The organism is Enterobacter sp. V87_3 (assembly GCF_029967835.1).
Classification (GTDB): Bacteria; Pseudomonadota; Gammaproteobacteria; order Enterobacterales; family Enterobacteriaceae; genus Enterobacter; species Enterobacter cancerogenus.
Genome location: NZ_JASCAM010000010.1, coordinates 104350 through 121110, shown reverse-complemented (window position 1 = coordinate 121110; position 16761 = coordinate 104350). Strand labels below are relative to the sequence as shown.

Below are 16761 nucleotides of genomic sequence, written 5' to 3'. Positions count from 1 at the left end.
CATGGGTATCAAAGTGAAGGGCATTAGCCAGGCGAAGAAGCACCTGAACGATGTCATCAACGACGTTAAGGGGCGCAAGGTAATCCGCGCGTTGCAGTCGGCGATGATGCTTATCGGCACCCGGGCGGCATATTACACCCCGATCGACACCTCAACTCTGATTAATAGCCAGTTCCGCGAAATCGACGCTGGCGGGGTTCTCATCACCGGGCGCATCGGTTACTCAGCCAACTATGCCGCGTACGTTCATGAGGCATCAGGCAAACTGAAAGGCCAGCCGCGCGCGCACTTCGGCGTGACCAGCAACAGGTCTGAGTTCGGCCCGCAGAAACCGAAAGAGTTCGGCGGAGGCACCGGAAAGGGCAACTACTGGGATCCTCATGGTGAGCCGCAATTCCTGACCAAAGGCGCGAATGACGAGCGCGATAACGTTGATGCGGTGATGCGCAAGGAGCTTTCGCTATGACACCCATGATGCACGAGCGGGTGCGCAACATGTTCGGCGGCGCCGGGCTAACTACCGGTTTCACGGTGCAGCAGCTGATGTACGACGACCCGGACGACCAGTCGAAGGCGATCATGGTATTCAGGCCAAACGGCGGGTCGAATATCCGCACTGATCTCGGATCCGAATATCACGTCCTGGTCGACGTTGTCGGCGCGAAAGATAAGCGCAAAGACGCACTAAACGCTGTGCAGCGAATCGTCGATTACGTCCAGGCCAACCCCATGGCTGACGAGTGTGTCGGCTACATCCAGAACATGGGCGCAATTCCCGCGCCGGTGCTCACAGAAGAAGGGCGAATAGTCTTCCGACTCCAGTTCGCCTGCACTTACGGCGAATAGCCATCCCAACCAAATAACCCGCTCCGGCGGGTTTTCTTTTATACGTCAAAGAGGAGTTTCACATGGCTAATTGCCAGAACTCGAACGAGCGCCTGTTCGGCGGTGCGGTCGTGCTGGAAGTCGCCGATGGCTGCCCGGACGTCAAGCCACTTGAATCTGAGTGGATGGCGCTGGCCGCTGGTACGTCGAAAGGCTTCGACTTCAACCCGAACTCGGTTACCTCTGATGCGGATGACGGCGGCGGCTATGTCGAGACCATCATCACCAACAGTGACTTCACCCTGAGCTTTGAAGGTGAAGTGCGCAAGAAGGACAAGCTGGATCAGTACGGCGTCGGCAAGTTCATCAAGTATTTCGCTGACGAGCTGAAGGCCAAGCGCCAGCCCGGTATCTGGGTGCGCATGGATTACGGCCCGGTCGAATTCGTCGGCTACATGAACATCACGGCGCTGAGCTCAGACGGTGGTACCAACGATATCGTCACATTCTCCACCGAGTTCAAAGTAGGCGATGCCACAACCATCGAAGTGAACGAGCTGACTGCTGTAGCGGTGACTGGCGTAACGGTAACTCCGGCTACCAGCACTGGCGCGGCGGGCGGTACCAGCACCTTCACGGTGAATATCGCACCAACCGGCGCAACCAACAAAGACTTCACCGTCGCATCTACCGATCCAACAAAAGCTACTGCTTCAGCATCCGGTACCACAGTCACTGTGAACCGCGTCGCCACCGGCAGCGCGCAGATCATCATCAACACCGAAGACGGCAACTTTGTGGCAGTGCATACGGTTACCGTTACCTAACGGACATTCCAAAGGGCGGCGTGCTGCCCTTGATAATGACCGTTTACTGGAAGGCCTATGACCGCTTTAACCGATATTGGCGAACTATCTATCAGCGACAGCCGCGATGGTGGGAAAGATTATCTGCTCAGGCCGTCTTTCGAGGCTATGACGAGGATCGGCACCCCGGAAGAGATTGTGCAGACGTACGCCACCATACACGGCAATGATGTTGCTCAGCTGATTGAGGTTTGCGCTGGCACGCTGGGGCGCTTTCCTGAATGGCTTTCACCATCATTCAACCGCGCCGCTGAGAAGCTGTTATCAACGTGCATGCTGGTGCTGCAGGCATGCTGCGAGGACGACCTGACGCCAATGATCGGCGAGTGGAAAGGGTGGCGGAACTGCGTAGTCTACCGCCCAGGCCAGATGCCGAAGAACGACATTATCGTGCTGGCGCAGCACCTCATGCAGCACGGTGTAGTCGGTAAGGCCAAGGTTCGCCAACTGCAGCGACACGAAACAGGCGAGCGAACGACAGAGTTTAAGGCCTTCGACTACATCAGCGCTGCACGTAGCCATTTTGGCATGAACCGGGCCGAAGCCTCGCAGTTAACGATGACCGAATTTCAGATGCTACTGGCGGCGAAATATCCGGACCAGAAAGGCTTCACACGCGATGAGTACGACAGCATCGCGGAGGCTTACCTGGCTAAACAAAAGGCCAGAAGATCCCCTGGCATTCTCAAGAGTAGTAAGACTACTACTTAGGGTGGTAATATCATCGTAAATGTCATATAGCTTATCAGTAGGTTAAAATGTTAGTAAAAGCCAATGCAAATGGTAAAACGCTATTAGAGTCAGGTTGCTTTCATAGCATTATTAATCCATCGGCGACTTCTGAGCCTCTAAAACTTGTTTATGACGGGTTAGCCATTTCAATTGAAACAGTAATCTTGCCCGAAAGTGAGTCTAATAAACAGGGGGTTAATGCATACCTTAGGAATGGAGAAGTATTTTTCGTTCACAAGGTAATTGTACCTATTATGAATGAAGCTGTAGGTCTTGTTATTCCTGCGGAGATTGGTAAAAAATCTAATGGATTGAAGTTATTTTTAGCTTGGCATTCTTTTATCAGAAAAATCGGTGAAAACCAAATCTCTGTCATTACTAACTTTTCTCTTTATGAGGGGGCGTAATGTCGGAGCCTTTTGTTGCATCTCAACCGGATATACCTAACAACAATACCGAAACTACAACTCCTTCTGTACATCAAGGTGGACTAGGCGGCGTTAGTGTTGCAGGAACGATTGCCAAAGAGATCGGAACTGGTGAGCACGCAAAAGACTCATTCATTTGGACAACTCTAAAATACTGCTTCTATCTAGGTGGGTTATTTAGTATTTGTTTATTGCTTGTTTTTTTTCATTTTTCATTCGATCTTGATTCGCCTGAAAAATTTGACATTGTGAGCGCCCTTAAAGATGTCTGGTCAATATTTACCCCAATACTTACGTTGGCCTTGGGATATGCATTCGGTAAAAGAGAAGCTTAAATAATTTAGCTTAATAACCCGCTCCGGCGGGTTTTTTTATGCCCGGAGAAAGATATGGCAGGTGAGAAGAACGCCGGTAGCATCGTTTATGAAATCAGCGCCGACGTTGAACCGCTGCTACAGGGCGGGAAACAGGCCAGTGCCTCCCTTGATGGAATGGAACGATCGGCTGAAAGAGCCAATGCCGGATTTAAGCGTGTAGATTCATCCACAAAAGCCACCGCAAAATCATTCATTCGGGCTGCAGATGACAGTTCAACTGCAGCAAGAATGATGGAAGCGCTGGGAAACGAGATTGCTATTCTCGAAGAGAAAGAGAAGAAAGGCGCTCGTTCTGCTGTGATTCTTGCTGCTGAACTGCGCGCTGGCGCGAACGCAACAGCAGCACAAAGAAAAGAAATCGCAGCTCTTACAGGCCAACTTTACGACATGAAACAGGCGCAAGATAAATCTTCTTCGTCTGCGGGATCTCTTAAAACAGGACTGACAGCCATAGCTTCAGCTATAGCTGTCTCTCAGGTGGTCGAATATGGTAAGCGCTTCCTTGAAGCGGCTGACGCCATGTCTCAAATGCAGGCCAGGATCGAGAGGTTAACTGGCAGTGCCGCGGCCGCCACACAGACAATGCAGGGGTTGATGCGCATAAGCTCGGCAACGGGTGGCTCACTGCAGGACACAGCGAAGCTGTGGGAAACCCTCAGCACAGCGTTGCGCGATACTGGAGCGACTAATGGTCAGATTATTCAGCTCACCGAGACACTTCAGAAAATCGGCCGCATCGGCGGATCTTCAACCGAGGAAATGGCTAATGCTCTTCGTCAGTTCGGCCAGTCGATCTCCTCTGGCACTATACGGGCTGAGGAATTCAACTCCATTCTGGAGCAAATGCCTGAACTGGCTCGACAAATCGCCGCCGGGATGGGTGTAAGCATCGGCGAACTGCGTCAACTGATGCTCGACGGAAAATTGACAGCAGAAGATGCGCTGAACGCCATTCAGAAACAAACTGGCTCCGTGAATGCTGAATTTGAGAAGCTCCCTCGTACACTGGCTCAGGCAAACACTGCACTTACAAACTCATTCCTGTCCATGATCGACTCCGTCAACCAAGCGACAGGTGCGAGTAACGGCCTGGTGGCAGTTATCGACTCAATGACGGCTGCGCTCGACAGGCTGGTGGGCAAGGCTGCTTCAGCAGATGCGCAAATATCAGATCTAAACAGCACGGCAGAAATGTTCACACGCCGCGCACGTACCTGGTCATGGTTAGGTCTGGACGGCTGGGAGGCACAAAACAAAGCGCTGGCAGGATTGAGCAATAAAGCCGCCATGCTGGTAGGAGACCTAGCGGCTGTGTCCAAAGCATCTCAGGCTGCAGCTAATACCAAGCCCATAGAGATAAAGGCGGTAGCGGGAACAGGCAAGCAGAAAAAGACGCAAGCCGAAAAAGACGCTGAAAAATACGCCAAGGCTCAGGAGGCGGTTAATGAAAAGCTGGACGAGTTGCGGCAAAAGGCAGAGCTGTCTGCTGGAAGCGTAGGCGAATTGTCGCGCGCACAGGCCGTGCTCAATGCCCAGCAGTCTCTCGGGAATAGCGCTACAGAAGATCAGATACTGCTGGCCGGGCAACTGGCCGGGAAGGCCTGGGATAACGCCAACGCATTACGTGCCCAGGCCAAGGCAGAAAAAGAACGTACTGACGCTGCCAACAAATTCACATCGATTCAGGGAAAGACCAGCAAAACCGCAGGTCTGGATAGCCAGTACCAGAAAGATATCGCTGACATCCAGCAGTACGCCCAACTTTATCCGCAGAAGATAGGCGAGGCGGAGGCGGCACGCGCTGCTATCGAACAGCAGTATCGGGATCAGCGCAACGCGGCGATGTGGGAGGAATGGGCGCAACAGAACGCGGCCACGCAGGCAGCGGCGGCTGCTTTCGATTCTCTCGGATCGGTCGCCAGTAACGCGCTAACCGGCATTGTCACCGGCAGCATGTCAGCCAGCGATGCGATGAGAAGCATTGGCATGACCGTCCTGAACAGCGTAGTTAACTCTTTCGTGCAGATGGGCCTCGAGTGGGTTAAGTCGGCGATCATGGGCCAGACAGCAACGACGTCAGCAGTGGCAGTTTCGACAGCCGCTCAAACTGCAGGCATAGCTACCACTACGGCAGCAAGTACTGCGGCAGCGGCGACACAAACGGCGGCATGGACGCCTGCGGCTATGCTGGCGTCTATAAGTACCCTCGGCGGAGCTGCTGCCATAGGTATTGGTGCTGTTCTCGGTGCGCTGGCTATGGGAGTGGCTGGTAAGCGTAAGAATGGCGGACCTGTCTCGGCTGGCGGCATGTACCAGGTCGGAGAAGGCGGTATGCCTGAAATTTACCAGGCCAGCACCGGTAAGCAGTACATGATACCCGGTGACAACGGTCGGGTGATCAGCAATAAGGACATGTCTGCAGGCGGAGGTGGCGGGGTGGTAATCAACATTCAGAACTACACGTCATCATCGGTCGATGCGCAGGCCGGCACGGATGCCAATGGCGGCGTGACCGTCGATGTAATTGTCGCGGACCTGAATAATGGCGGGCCGATTAGCAGCGGTATAACCAGCAACTTCAATGTCAAACGCACGCCAAGAGGACAGGGATAATGCCGATAATTGATTACCCTGACTGGCTTCCTCTCGCGCAGAAGGCCAGCAAGAATATGACGCTGGATACCGGGTTCCTGACTGACCAGCCAGCGGTCGGCCCGGCAATTTTCCAGAGCCAGACCGACGATCTGAAAGTGACCTGGTCACTTACCTGGATATTTACCCTGGACCAGGAGAAGGCCTTCCAGCAGTGGCTGCGCAGCCCGAACTACCTCAACCGTGGCCTGAACTGGTTCCGCATGCCGGTTAATATCGGAGGCAGTGGCCTGCAGCTGCAAGAGCTTCACTTCACACAGATGCCGGTGCAAACCAGTATCGACGGCGGGGTGGTGACCTGGACGGGAACCGTTATTGCCAACCATCTCTACAACGCCGACGACGAATTCGACGACATTATTGTTGAGCTGCCGCCGCCGTGGGATTCGTGGCTGGATATCGTTGTCACGGGTTATCCGGATGGGCGCGATCCGGAATCACTACCGAGGGTGCCGTAATGCCGAGCTTCAGGGAGTATAAGCAGCAGCGGCCGACGCGCGGGCTGTACGACACCATCACGTTCTACCATCCATCCTTTGGCTACGTCCGCCTGGTCGATAAGCAGTTCTTCCCGAAGGCACTAGGAGGCCAGACGTACACGCCAGCGCGCTTTGAAATCGAAGAGAGCCAGCAGAGCGGCACTCCGGTGATCGACGCGACGGTGAAGTTAGGGCGGCTTTCGTCGGACATCAAAGCACTGATGAAGCAGTGGAAGGGCGCGGCCAGGCTGGCAGCTATCACGGCCACGCGGCAGATATTCGATAGCGGCGATGTGTCGGTGCCGATAAAGTCCTGGCAGTTATACGTCAAGACGGTGGATATCGATGCTGACTCAGCATCGGTCACCCTGTCAGTCACCAACCCGCTGAACAACAACATCGGAAGGCTCTATGACCCAACGGAATATACCGGCCTGCAGTACCTCTGATTTTGTTCGGAAGGTGATCGGCGTGCCGTGGGCGAACCGGGCCTGCTCGTTCGAGAAAGTCGACTGCTGGGGATTGTGCGTGTTGTATTACCGCCATGTCCTCGGCATTGAGTTGCACCAGACGCCGGACTACGAAGCCGGGGCCGACTTCTTCACATGCTATCAGGGAGATATCGTTTTCTGGCGCCAGGTCGATAAGCCCGTCGAGTGCGGGATATTCGTCGGGTACCGCGGCGCGCAACCGGCGCATGTTGGTCTGGTACTTAACAGACAGGCGCTGCACTCGCGCGGCGAGAACGGAAGCGTGCGCATGGACTCGTTGCTGGTCATTCAGCGGGCATTCACTAAAGTGGAGTTTTTCGAATATGGCGCTGGTTGAGATATCGAATTTTCCAGGAACGCCTAAGCTGCGTTGCAGGGTGCCAAACGGCACCCTTTTTTATGACTGGCTGGCGGCCAATGACGCTACCTTTCACAGCGATCTGCTGATCGTCCGCAACGGCGTAAAGCTGGGCGACGATGATGAGTTGGCGTTTGAACTGACTGAACTGGACACCGTCCAGATTTTCGATCAGCCAAAGGGCATTGTCGGCGACATCCTGAGCCCGATCTTTAAAGTAGTGGGACAGGTATTTTCGTTCCTGGCACCGAAGCCAGCCATCGCAAACACCGGCGGAAACTCTGTCGACTCGCCCAATAATAGCCTGACCGGTCAGACAAACACGGCGCGAGTATATAAAGCCAAACCGGATATTTACGGCCAGATACGTTCATTTCCCGATCTGATTCAGGAATCAGTATTCGAATACGTTCACCAGACGGCTAACGACGGCGGCCTCAAATACGTCACGGAATGGATGTGCATCGGAATCGGTAAATACGATTACGAGTCCGTGCGCTACTCAGAATCCAGCCTGGGCTCTCTGGCAGGCGCTGAATTCCAGTTCTTCCAGCCGGGAGAAGTCATCCCGCAGATCGTCGAGGGGTACGGGTTCGATGACGTAGACGGGCAGGAGGTGCCCGGGCAGAACGAAGCGAGTGATTTTCCGGTAGAGAGCGCCACCGCTAACACAGTGGTTAGCGGAACGTATTCCGGCGGCCAGATAGCGATGAAAATCATTAAGCAGTCAGATTTCGACTATTTCATGGGCCTGGTACTGCCGCACGCCGTAACGTTCACAATCAACGTGACGTACAGCACTGCATCAGGCAACGTTACTACTGACGCGACATTCTCCGGCACGCTGATCTCCGCTGTTGAAACAAACGACGGCGCAGTGGTGAATCCGGTTCGCTGGTACACGTTTACGATGAACCAACTGGATGGGCCGCAGGATATCCCGGCGAACGCCACGATCAACACCACGAAATTCATCCTCAACGATAACGAGGCGCTGGTGGTTGGGCCGTTCTTCTCCCCGGTCGAGTCGACGCAGCTGTGGCTTCACACGCAATCCAGCCTGGGCGGGAAGAAAGAGACCAACTGGAAAGTGGTCATCTGGAAAATCGACGACGACTACAACCAGGTACCGGGAACGCAGCAGACGTTTACGTACCGGCAGACAACGCCGCACCAGTCGACGAGTGAGGTGTTTTATCGCACTGACAAGATCACTCCGACCGGCGGGTTCGGGAAGTACGCGGTCAGCTTCCAGCGAACGGATAACTCCGGCGACGCGTCACTGCTGAAGGTCGAAGAGATCCACAGCATCAACATCAGGACGAATGTGGTTCACCCGACTGACACGCTGGTGCGGGTGAAAGTGAGGGCGACCGAGAACGCGCTGGGTAGCCGTGAGCGCAAATATAACGCGCTGGTGACGCGACATACAATCACATACGACCTCGACACCGAGACTGTGGATTACACGCTGCGGCCGTCTCGCTCGTTCGCTGATGCGGTGGCGCACACCTGGCTGATTATGGGCGAGCAGCCGGTAAGCAGCATTGACCTGTACGGGCTGTACTCGATTGCTGAAAGCCTGCCTGACGAGCGTCTGGGTTACTTCGACTACACATTCGACGACGAGAATGACTCGCTCGGCGATCGCGTGCAGGCGATATGCAATGCAGCGTCGGTCGTGGCGTACTGGGATGACGGCGTACTGACCTTTACTCGGGACCAGAAGGTTGACTACCCGGCGGCCGTTTTCAACCGTGCCAACATGAAGACGGGCGAGTACAAAATGACGTACGAGGCCACGCTACCAGGCGGTTATGACGGCGTGCAAGTCTCCTATGTCCACCCGACCACGAACAACAAGACCTATATCAACTACCGCGTGCTAAACGGCGCAATCGTCGAACAGGAAGCGGAAAACCCCAATAAGTTGGAGATCGTCGGCTTTCGTAATGAGTATCAGGCTCGGGAGCGCGCGCTGCGTGAAACGAAACGTCTGATTTACTCGCGCGTGAAGATGAACGCCAAAGTGTTTGAGGACGGCATTATCCAGGTCGGTAGCGTCATCCAGATGCCTGACATCTACGACAGCAACCAGCAAGGCGGCTACGTCACCGGTCGCTCCGGGAATAACTTCGATACAAGCGAGCCGATCACCTTCAGCGGCTCGATGTATGTGCTGGTGACCGACAGCCTGGGCAACCCTACGCTGCGCTATCCGGCGACGGCTCGCGCCGACACGAAGTACGGCTTCACCGCAGCAATTCCCAGTATTCAGCTCAACATATGGAACGGAGACACTGTGCAACTCCCGTCGCGCTATCTCATAGCTACCGTGGAAGAACTGGACAGCCAACTATGGACGGTCAACAGCATCAAACCGAACACAGATAACACGGTATCTCTGACCGTCGCGGAATACAGCGACGCCATCTACCAATAAGAACCGTCCCCGACCAACCGAACCCGGCCACCGTGCCGGGTTTTTTTATGGAATCAATATGGCTACTACACCAACCAATAATCCCGTACCAAGCGAATCGCCGCGCGACCTGAAATACAACGCCGGGAAAGTTGATGAATTCGTGACCTCGCTGGTTAACACCTATGTTGACCGCTTTGGTAACGAACATTACACCATTGAAGGCCTTCGCTGGCTTGCTCAGCAGGCTATTGCGCAATATGGGTGGATCCTTGTCGACTCGTTCCAGGACGGAGCGGACCTCACACTGCCAAATCAGGCCCTTCGTGACGAAGATAGTGGCGAATACTATCGCTGGGATGGTGCATTACCCAAGCATGTTGATGCCGGGTCAACACCAACTACATCTGGCGGGATTGGCGTTGGTGCATGGATAGGAATTGGTGATGCGAGCCTGCGCGCGATGCTGGCTACGTCTTCCGGTGCGGGCATGATCGGCGGGTTAAATGGTGCTGGAGACCCGTCTACTGTCCAGGGGATTCTTGATGAACACCAGGGCGACATCGATACTATTACCTCTCAGGTGTCATTAACAAGTGGAAGGGTGCAGTATTTATACAATGACAGAAATAAGGTGTTCAGCTCGTCAGAAGTAGATAAGCAATACGCTGCATTCTGCGATTCATGTATTGTGTTAGGGAAGGAAACATTCATTCATCGATGCAGCACTTCGCATCTTGACGATGGTGGGGGTGTATCTTCATTGGTAATAATGCAAAAAGAAAATGGGGAGCTGGCGCAGAAGTTTATAATTGCCCCAATTGCCGGTTATGATTTCCGCGATCCATCCATAATGTATGATCCTGTATCTCGCCGTATAGTTGTATCGGTGCAAGCATTTAACGTTACTGCTGGAACATATAACGGCGGTAGTATATATATTTTCAGTACAGATCTCGCTCTACAATCTTCTTCGTCTGTTGGAGCTACAGGCTACTTTCAGTGGGGAAAGGTTCTTCGCACGCCTGCTGGAAAAATGCTTGTTGCCTGCTATGCAGTTTCCGGCGGTGGTATTCGACTGTATACCAGCAGTGGAAACTTTGACACGCCCACCAGTTTTTCTCTTACCGCAAATATTTTAAATACTGACGCTACTGTTTTTACCACTGAAGTGAGCTTGTTTTACTGGAAAGAATTTCTTGTTGCCGCCGCAAGGACGCAACTGGTATCTGATCAGTCTATTCAAAACCTGCGCTACACATACACCAGGGATTTATCTGGTAGCAGTGGATGGGTAGCTCAATCAGTTCTCCCTGCCGCGTTATGGGTAGCACCAAGGATGGTTCAGATGTCAGACGGAGCACTGTGCATAACCGGAGGATCTATCTTCAGTGGGTTTAGGGGGAGTGTGGCAGCAACCATAACTTATGATTTAACGACTTTCTCAACGACAACAACGATTTTTAGGGTTACAACGGGTAACGGAGGTTACCACGGTGTTATGTTGACTAGGCAAGGACTGGCAATTTACAGCTACATCGAGACAGTGTCTTTAACGAAATCAGATACATTCTTGTGTTATCTGGATGAATCCGTTGTTCAAATGATGGCACGGCAACCATCTGCGCCGTTATCTTTCTTCTCTCCTAATAACGTTACTTATATCGGTGGTCAGCCATTTGGAACAGCCGCTACTACGGGTGGTGGATATGTGACTATCTTTTTGAAAAACACGATTAATAACTGCAGGGGCCTTGTGCTTAACCTGGGTGGGTCGACAGGTGGTAGTGCTCAGAGCGTACTCCTACAAAATAGTGATGGTACTCTCTTTGCAACAATGGGTGGCGTTAACGTATCGTCTACTGGGACATATTACGCATCCCATGCCGGAATCAACATCCCTGCTGGTACATACAGAATTACCATTGCTGGAGCATATGTCGCTACTGGAACGCGGATTAATACAAGCATCGACACCCTACCAGACAATAGAGTATATGGCCTTGTGAATGTTAACGGAACGGCAGCCGCCGCCGCACAGGACGTATTTATAGGATTTGCTGTATAAGACGTGGAGATCTCATACCATTGTTTGTAGAATGTTTGTATCAGCAGCTTCCCAATGGACTATTGGAAATGAGAATCCACAGCATCGACTATCTGAGAGGGCTTATGGCCCTCTCTATACTTTTATACCACCTCACGGCATGGACAGTAGGGGTGCCTCAAGCAGATACTATTCTTGGGAAACTTGGGATTTATGGTGTGTCTATATTCTATATAGTTAGCGGCATGTCGATGTACATCTCATACAAAAGCACTGCGTGGACATTCAAATCAACAGTATCTTTTTTTGTGAGAAGGTTCGCGAGACTTGCGCCTGTTTATTGGATCGCAATGGCGCTTGTGATAGGCCTTGCAGTGATCACCGCTCCGGTGCTACGTATTGATTGGCCGGTATACATTTACAATTTCACATTAACATTTGGCATTTTTGAACCAACTAAATATATGGTCACTGGTGGGTGGTCAATAGGCAACGAGGTTGTCTTTTATTTGTTTTTCCCTGTATTGATATTGACATCAAGAAATCGTTATGCCTTCTTGGCTTCAAACATATTACTGTTCTACTTCTATATTTATTTCTGCTTTATCGCTATAAATCCAGGGTCGAACGTCGGCGCGGAATGGGCTAAATATATCAATCCACTCAATCAAGTGCTTCTGTTCTCTGGGGGAATGGCAATAGCTCATATATCTATGAAACTCAATCCATCGATGCCAAACAGATACAACGCCATGCTGATCGCATTTTTCGCTGTGGCTTTCTGCCTAATCCCGGCAGAGGGAAATCAGATATCTATTATCACTGGATGGAACAGGCTGTTGTTTACATTAATAATCCTTTCTCTGTCATATTTCGTTTTTAACCTGAAGACGAACGAAAAGACGATCATTGAGAAGGCACTCAAGTTTCTTGGTGATGTGTCGTACCCGGTTTATCTTCTTCATGGCATCCTGTTCATTATCACAAGCAAATACATCTTTCCACTGCTTGGAAACATCACGAAAGATGCAAGGCTCGCGTTCTGCCTATTTGTATTTGCTCCAGTTGTGATGCTCATTAGCTATGCAATTTACCGCCTGATCGAGATTCCGGCAATAAGAGCAGCCAAAGCAGTGACAGTCATTGATAAAAGAACACGCATTGTAGAAGTTGAAGCAGGTCAAAAGGCAGCATAAAAAACCCTCGCACCCGCTAAGGTTCGAGGGAAAAGAGTAAAAAGGTTTAATGCACAAGTAGATTAGCACATCATGCCAAAACCCGCTTCTGCGGGTTTTTTTCAACTAAATTTCCAATAATCCCCGCCACTTAAATATCATTTCTCTCGTCTCGCTTGATCTGCACCCATGAGTAATAATACTGTATATATATACAGTTAATTTGTGAGGTGAACATGCCACGCACAGCAGACATTCATGCCGCCTTCGTTGCGGCCATACAGCTCAACCCCAAGGGTTATCGCTACCTGAGCACAGACAGCTTCATTGAAAAGCTACGGGAGTACAACTGGCACTACACGCGCGAAGACGCGAACGCCTGGATAGAGCGCTATCAAAAAGACTTCGCTGACAAGACCACCGACGGCAGCGACAACCGGTACTGGATCTTACGCAACATGGGGAGGGTGCAATAATGGGGTTTGCATCACCTGCTAACGATTACGTCGAGCGCCAACTCTCGCCAGAAGTAATCTGCAATATTGGTGCTGAGAGCAGAGTGCTTGAAACAGATGTTGGCTTTGCCATCATCGAGCCGGCAGCCAAAAGCGCGCCAGGAGATGTTCTGCTCATTTTATGTGAAGGCAGGACCCAGTTCGCCAAGCTCATGGGGCAAGCTCTCATCACCGATGACGGGGAGGCGATAGAAGGGGTAGCGCTGGAGGAGGTTGAGGTGCTGGGCCGGGTATCGTTCTTCATCAATCGCGCGTTTAACGATGACGGGTGCCCGGTGATGTGATGGGGCATATGTGGGGCAAGAAACAGCACTCGTTCTAAGGTGAACTTAGACGACTGATGTTTTCGACGACTGCAACCATCTGTTATTTAGTGCGCTCTTGGACGATCTTTGTCGTTTATGAAAATTACATGGTCATATGATGTCGATGCAGGTGTAGCCCCAACGCATCTTACGCTGGCGGCCTCAACGCTTTAATGCCACAATATTTTTTTCTTCGCACGCGGGAAAGATGATGAAAAAAATAGCATTTGCTGGCGCACTGCTGGCATTGACCGGATGTGTACAGGTCGAGAATTACCAGGACGTGATTAAGCATCCTGCTCCGGCGCAGCTGACGGGGTACTGGCAGTCAAAAGGGCCGCAAAGCAGCATGGTAAGCCCGGAGGCGATTGCCACGCTGGTGGTGACGCAGGAGGGCGATACGCTGGATTGCCGCCAGTGGCAGCGCGTTCTGGCGGTGCCGGGCAAACTGATGCTCCGTTCGGATGACTACTATAACGTGACCCAAAAGCGGGATGTGTATCCGCTTGAGCTTGACGATGGCGTGCTGGAGTATGACGGCATGGAGCTTCACCGGGTTGACCGTCCAACGGTCGAGTGCGCTGACTTCCTCAGCAAACATCCGCTGGAGAGTCAGCTACCTTAGTGTTTTTAGCCGGGTGGCGGCTGCGCCTTACCCGGCCCACAAAACCCTTGCCCGAAAGGTCTTAGCGCCACCCGGCAAAGTATTTACAACGCGTCCTCAATCACCCACACGCTTACGCTTCCGCCATTGCAGGTAAAGGTGCCTTCGCCATCCGCTGCGGTAGTCACCGTCTCTTCCCGGTTGCCAAGAAAATCACGCCAGGTTTTGTTGCCGTAGTTCTCGCCAAGGCAGATCGTCTTCTCACCGTCATCGCCATTGGAAAGGACCACCACGCAGCCGGGGTCGTCTTCGGTTCCACTGCGGCTAAACGCAATGCAGTTGGGATGATCGAAGAACAGGGTTTGTACCCCGTGGGCAAAACGCTGGCGGGCGAGGATCAGCTCGTGAAGCTGTTCAATGACTGGCATCTCAATGTGATACGTCTCGCCGTCACCGCCGGTGTCGTCGTAGGTCGCACCGAACAAATCGGGATAGAACACGCTCGGAACGCCGTTCTCGCGCAGCAGAATAAGCGCATACGCCAGCGGTTTGAACCAGGCTTCTACCGGCGCTTCCAGCGCCTGCAGCGGCTGGGTGTCGTGGTTAGCCACCAGGGTGACGGCGTGGAACGGGTCCGTTTCAACCAGGGTGCCGGTAAAGATCTGGCTCATGTCGTAGTCGCGGCCCATGCGCGACGCTTCGTGGAAATTCATCTGCAGCGGGGCATCGAACAGCATGGTTTTGCCCTCGACCTGATCAATATAGTTCTTCAGCGCGTCGACGTCGTGTGACCAGTATTCTGCCACCACGAACAGCGGTTTTTCCGACACTTCCTGAACGTGTTCAATCCACTCTTTATAGAACCAGGCGGGAATGTGCTTAACCGCATCCAGACGGAAGCCATCGCACTGCGTCTGTTCCATCACCCAGCGTGCCCAGTATTTGATCTCTTCGGTAACGGCACGATTGCGAAAATCGATGTTTTCACCCATCAGGTAGTCGAAGTTACCCATTTCATTATCGACCTGATCGTTCCAGCCATCGCCGGTGTAATCGTTAACGATTTTAAAGATGCCGTCTTCGTTGGGGTTTTCGATATGGTCAATGCCGCTGAAACATTTATAGTCCCAGACGAACTGCGAATACTGCCCCGCGCGAACGGGGAAGCTGTAGCGGGTCCAGGCCTCACACTCGATGATTTCATCGTCAATCTGCGTGCGATCCTCCTGATTCACGCGCTGCACGCGAACAGGCTCTTTCTCGTCTGCCCCCATTTTGTGGTTAACCACCACGTCCAGCAGCACCGCAATGTCGTTGCTTTTCAGGGCGCTGATGGCCTCAAGCAGCTGGGCCTTGTCACCATATTTCGTGGCTACGCTGCCTTTCTGGTCAAACTCGCCAAGGTCGAACAGATCGTACGAGTCGTAGCCCACGGAATAGCCGCCGGATGCGCCTTTATACGCCGGGGGCAGCCAGACCATATTGATGCCGATTTCATTCAGATTTGGGGCTAACGCCGTGACCTCGGGCCATAACTCGCCGCCAGTAGGGTAGTACCAGTGAAAACATTGTAATAGGGTGGGGTTTTTCATCGTCCGTGCTCCAGATTGAGATCATAGAGAGTATGGGCGAGGCGGGAGAAAAACGCGGATGAAATAACAAAATATTATTCATCCGCTTACTGTCATACCCTGATCAGAGGTCGGTAGGGTAAAGAACATTTCCTGATAAACGTCCATAGGTTGCATTCAGATTATGTTGTCTCGATGTCTGTCCAACCAGTGCTCGCAGCTCTTCCATGCGCTGTTGCAGTAAGGTTTTTAGCTCCACTTCATTATCGAGGATTTGTCGTAGAATAGGGCGGATCTGTGCCTGCATGGCCGCAGGAATATCGCTGGCATCCTGAAAAAGAGTAAGCTTTTCGACCGCCGTCAGGTAATCAACTTCGTAAGCAATAAGATCGTCCCACCGTCCGGCTTTGGTCAGTGCGAGCATGGTCGTGCTGGTTTTTAACAACTGCTGATAGTGTTGGAGCAACCCGAGATTGACGTCCATTAGTAATTGTCCCGCATGTTTTGAGAATGGGGGCCTATCTCTTTCCAGGCTTCAGCGATGTTGTTCAGCAACTCCACCACTTCATTAATGGCATCGATGTCATTATGGAGGTTGGCCTGTAAAAGACGCCTTGTCATATAGTCGTAAAGACTATCAAGGTTTGCAGTCAAATCGCCGCCAACATCATGATTAAGACCTGACTGCAAACCGTTGCTGATAATATTGATTGCTTTACTTAAGGCCTGCCCTTTACCGGGAATATCGCCTTGTTCAATCAAAATGGCGGCTTTTTTCATGGCGCTTAATGCGCCATCAAAAAGAAGTACCACCAGTTGATGCGGGCTGGCGCTCAGGACGGCAGATTCAACACCGACCTGGGCGTAAGCCTGAATTCCCGATTTTGTATACATGGTAAAACCTCAATTCATCA

Annotated in this window: 19 protein-coding genes; 16 read left to right on the top strand and 3 right to left on the bottom strand. The window is 52.2% G+C overall.

Annotated elements, in window-relative coordinates; translation table 11 throughout:
* Position 1: 1 nt before the first annotated feature.
* The 16 genes from QLG21_RS01160 to yedD all read left to right on the top strand — a co-directional run bounded on the left by QLG21_RS01160 (position 2) and on the right by yedD (position 14297).
* On the top strand, positions 2 to 466 hold the full coding sequence (locus QLG21_RS01160; protein ID WP_045896310.1) for a hypothetical protein: 465 nt from the start codon (positions 2 to 4) through the stop codon (positions 464 to 466).
* Positions 463 to 846 (top strand): hypothetical protein, encoded by a 384-nt coding sequence (locus QLG21_RS01155; protein ID WP_282483702.1) that lies wholly within the window; start codon positions 463 to 465, stop codon positions 844 to 846. The genes QLG21_RS01160 and QLG21_RS01155 overlap by 4 nt, the downstream gene beginning before the upstream one ends.
* 62 nt (positions 847 to 908) lie before the next feature.
* Complete coding sequence (locus QLG21_RS01150; protein ID WP_241176511.1) at positions 909 to 1652, top strand: Ig-like domain-containing protein; 744 nt, start codon at positions 909 to 911, stop codon at positions 1650 to 1652.
* Between the two features lie 57 nt (positions 1653 to 1709).
* Positions 1710 to 2402 (top strand): DUF6246 family protein, encoded by a 693-nt coding sequence (locus QLG21_RS01145; RefSeq protein WP_282483701.1) that lies wholly within the window; start codon positions 1710 to 1712, stop codon positions 2400 to 2402.
* 47 nt (positions 2403 to 2449) lie between these two features.
* Positions 2450 to 2830 carry a hypothetical protein gene (locus QLG21_RS01140; RefSeq protein ID WP_126811100.1) on the top strand — a complete coding sequence of 127 codons (381 nt, stop codon included), beginning with the start codon at positions 2450 to 2452 and terminating at the stop codon, positions 2828 to 2830.
* Entirely contained in the window at positions 2830 to 3186 is a 357-nt protein-coding gene (locus QLG21_RS01135; protein WP_048983890.1) for a hypothetical protein, read from the top strand. The genes QLG21_RS01140 and QLG21_RS01135 overlap by 1 nt, the downstream gene beginning before the upstream one ends.
* A 54-nt stretch (positions 3187 to 3240) precedes the next feature.
* Positions 3241 to 5841: a tape measure protein gene (locus QLG21_RS01130; protein WP_282483700.1), complete on the top strand. Its 2601-nt coding sequence runs from the start codon at positions 3241 to 3243 to the stop codon at positions 5839 to 5841.
* A complete protein-coding gene (locus QLG21_RS01125; protein WP_282483699.1) occupies positions 5841 to 6338 on the top strand; it encodes a hypothetical protein in 498 nt (165 codons plus the stop codon). The genes QLG21_RS01130 and QLG21_RS01125 overlap by 1 nt, the downstream gene beginning before the upstream one ends.
* Positions 6338 to 6808: a hypothetical protein gene (locus tag QLG21_RS01120; protein ID WP_282483698.1), complete on the top strand. Its 471-nt coding sequence runs from the start codon at positions 6338 to 6340 to the stop codon at positions 6806 to 6808. Before QLG21_RS01125 ends, QLG21_RS01120 begins: the two co-directional genes overlap by 1 nt.
* Positions 6771 to 7187 (top strand): NlpC/P60 family protein, encoded by a 417-nt coding sequence (locus tag QLG21_RS01115; protein WP_282483697.1) that lies wholly within the window; start codon positions 6771 to 6773, stop codon positions 7185 to 7187. The genes QLG21_RS01120 and QLG21_RS01115 overlap by 38 nt, the downstream gene beginning before the upstream one ends.
* Positions 7174 to 9651, top strand: a complete 2478-nt coding sequence (locus QLG21_RS01110; RefSeq protein WP_282483696.1) for a host specificity factor TipJ family phage tail protein — start codon at positions 7174 to 7176, stop codon at positions 9649 to 9651. Before QLG21_RS01115 ends, QLG21_RS01110 begins: the two co-directional genes overlap by 14 nt.
* A 58-nt stretch (positions 9652 to 9709) precedes the next feature.
* A complete protein-coding gene (locus QLG21_RS01105; RefSeq protein WP_282483695.1) occupies positions 9710 to 11698 on the top strand; it encodes a hypothetical protein in 1989 nt (662 codons plus the stop codon).
* A gap of 68 nt (positions 11699 to 11766) precedes the next feature.
* The gene (locus tag QLG21_RS01100; protein WP_282483694.1) at positions 11767 to 12873 is read left to right on the top strand and encodes an acyltransferase; all 1107 of its coding nucleotides are present in this window, start codon (positions 11767 to 11769) and stop codon (positions 12871 to 12873) included.
* Positions 12874 to 13088: 215 nt separating this feature from the next.
* Positions 13089 to 13328 (top strand): hypothetical protein, encoded by a 240-nt coding sequence (locus QLG21_RS01095; RefSeq protein WP_282483693.1) that lies wholly within the window; start codon positions 13089 to 13091, stop codon positions 13326 to 13328.
* Positions 13328 to 13651, top strand: a complete 324-nt coding sequence (locus tag QLG21_RS01090) for a hypothetical protein (protein WP_078310102.1) — start codon at positions 13328 to 13330, stop codon at positions 13649 to 13651. The genes QLG21_RS01095 and QLG21_RS01090 overlap by 1 nt, the downstream gene beginning before the upstream one ends.
* 232 nt (positions 13652 to 13883) lie before the next feature.
* Complete coding sequence (gene yedD / locus QLG21_RS01085) at positions 13884 to 14297, top strand: lipoprotein YedD (protein WP_102890552.1); 414 nt, start codon at positions 13884 to 13886, stop codon at positions 14295 to 14297.
* Between the two features lie 83 nt (positions 14298 to 14380).
* Here yedD and amyA read toward each other — a convergent pair whose 3' ends face one another.
* From amyA to fliS, 3 genes are all read right to left on the bottom strand, one after another.
* On the bottom strand, positions 14381 to 15868 hold the full coding sequence (gene amyA / locus QLG21_RS01080; protein WP_088208196.1) for an alpha-amylase: 1488 nt from the start codon (positions 15866 to 15868) through the stop codon (positions 14381 to 14383).
* Positions 15869 to 15971: 103 nt separating this feature from the next.
* Positions 15972 to 16331, bottom strand: coding sequence for a flagella biosynthesis regulatory protein FliT (gene fliT, locus QLG21_RS01075; protein WP_137849276.1), 360 nt, complete (start codon positions 16329 to 16331; stop codon positions 15972 to 15974).
* Positions 16331 to 16741: a flagellar export chaperone FliS gene (gene fliS / locus QLG21_RS01070; protein WP_137849275.1), complete on the bottom strand. Its 411-nt coding sequence runs from the start codon at positions 16739 to 16741 to the stop codon at positions 16331 to 16333. Before fliS ends, fliT begins: the two co-directional genes overlap by 1 nt.
* Positions 16742 to 16761: the final 20 nt, after the last annotated feature.

Excerpts from the sequence above, each read along its gene's own strand:
- QLG21_RS01160 (WP_045896310.1), top strand. The coding sequence starts at position 2 with ATGGGTATCAAAGTGAAGGGCATTAGCCAGGCGAAGAAGCACCTGAAC.
- QLG21_RS01155 (WP_282483702.1), top strand. The coding sequence starts at position 463 with ATGACACCCATGATGCACGAGCGGGTGCGCAACATGTTCGGCGGCGCC.
- QLG21_RS01150 (WP_241176511.1), top strand. The coding sequence starts at position 909 with ATGGCTAATTGCCAGAACTCGAACGAGCGCCTGTTCGGCGGTGCGGTC.
- QLG21_RS01145 (WP_282483701.1), top strand. The coding sequence starts at position 1,710 with ATGACCGCTTTAACCGATATTGGCGAACTATCTATCAGCGACAGCCGC.
- QLG21_RS01140 (WP_126811100.1), top strand. The coding sequence starts at position 2,450 with ATGTTAGTAAAAGCCAATGCAAATGGTAAAACGCTATTAGAGTCAGGT.
- QLG21_RS01135 (WP_048983890.1), top strand. The coding sequence starts at position 2,830 with ATGTCGGAGCCTTTTGTTGCATCTCAACCGGATATACCTAACAACAAT.
- QLG21_RS01130 (WP_282483700.1), top strand. The coding sequence starts at position 3,241 with ATGGCAGGTGAGAAGAACGCCGGTAGCATCGTTTATGAAATCAGCGCC.
- QLG21_RS01125 (WP_282483699.1), top strand. The coding sequence starts at position 5,841 with ATGCCGATAATTGATTACCCTGACTGGCTTCCTCTCGCGCAGAAGGCC.
- QLG21_RS01120 (WP_282483698.1), top strand. The coding sequence starts at position 6,338 with ATGCCGAGCTTCAGGGAGTATAAGCAGCAGCGGCCGACGCGCGGGCTG.
- QLG21_RS01115 (WP_282483697.1), top strand. The coding sequence starts at position 6,771 with ATGACCCAACGGAATATACCGGCCTGCAGTACCTCTGATTTTGTTCGG.
- QLG21_RS01110 (WP_282483696.1), top strand. The coding sequence starts at position 7,174 with ATGGCGCTGGTTGAGATATCGAATTTTCCAGGAACGCCTAAGCTGCGT.
- QLG21_RS01105 (WP_282483695.1), top strand. The coding sequence starts at position 9,710 with ATGGCTACTACACCAACCAATAATCCCGTACCAAGCGAATCGCCGCGC.
- QLG21_RS01100 (WP_282483694.1), top strand. The coding sequence starts at position 11,767 with ATGAGAATCCACAGCATCGACTATCTGAGAGGGCTTATGGCCCTCTCT.
- QLG21_RS01095 (WP_282483693.1), top strand. The coding sequence starts at position 13,089 with ATGCCACGCACAGCAGACATTCATGCCGCCTTCGTTGCGGCCATACAG.
- QLG21_RS01090 (WP_078310102.1), top strand. The coding sequence starts at position 13,328 with ATGGGGTTTGCATCACCTGCTAACGATTACGTCGAGCGCCAACTCTCG.
- yedD (WP_102890552.1), top strand. The coding sequence starts at position 13,884 with ATGAAAAAAATAGCATTTGCTGGCGCACTGCTGGCATTGACCGGATGT.
- amyA (WP_088208196.1), bottom strand. The coding sequence starts at position 15,868 with ATGAAAAACCCCACCCTATTACAATGTTTTCACTGGTACTACCCTACT.
- fliT (WP_137849276.1), bottom strand. The coding sequence starts at position 16,331 with ATGGACGTCAATCTCGGGTTGCTCCAACACTATCAGCAGTTGTTAAAA.
- fliS (WP_137849275.1), bottom strand. The coding sequence starts at position 16,741 with ATGTATACAAAATCGGGAATTCAGGCTTACGCCCAGGTCGGTGTTGAA.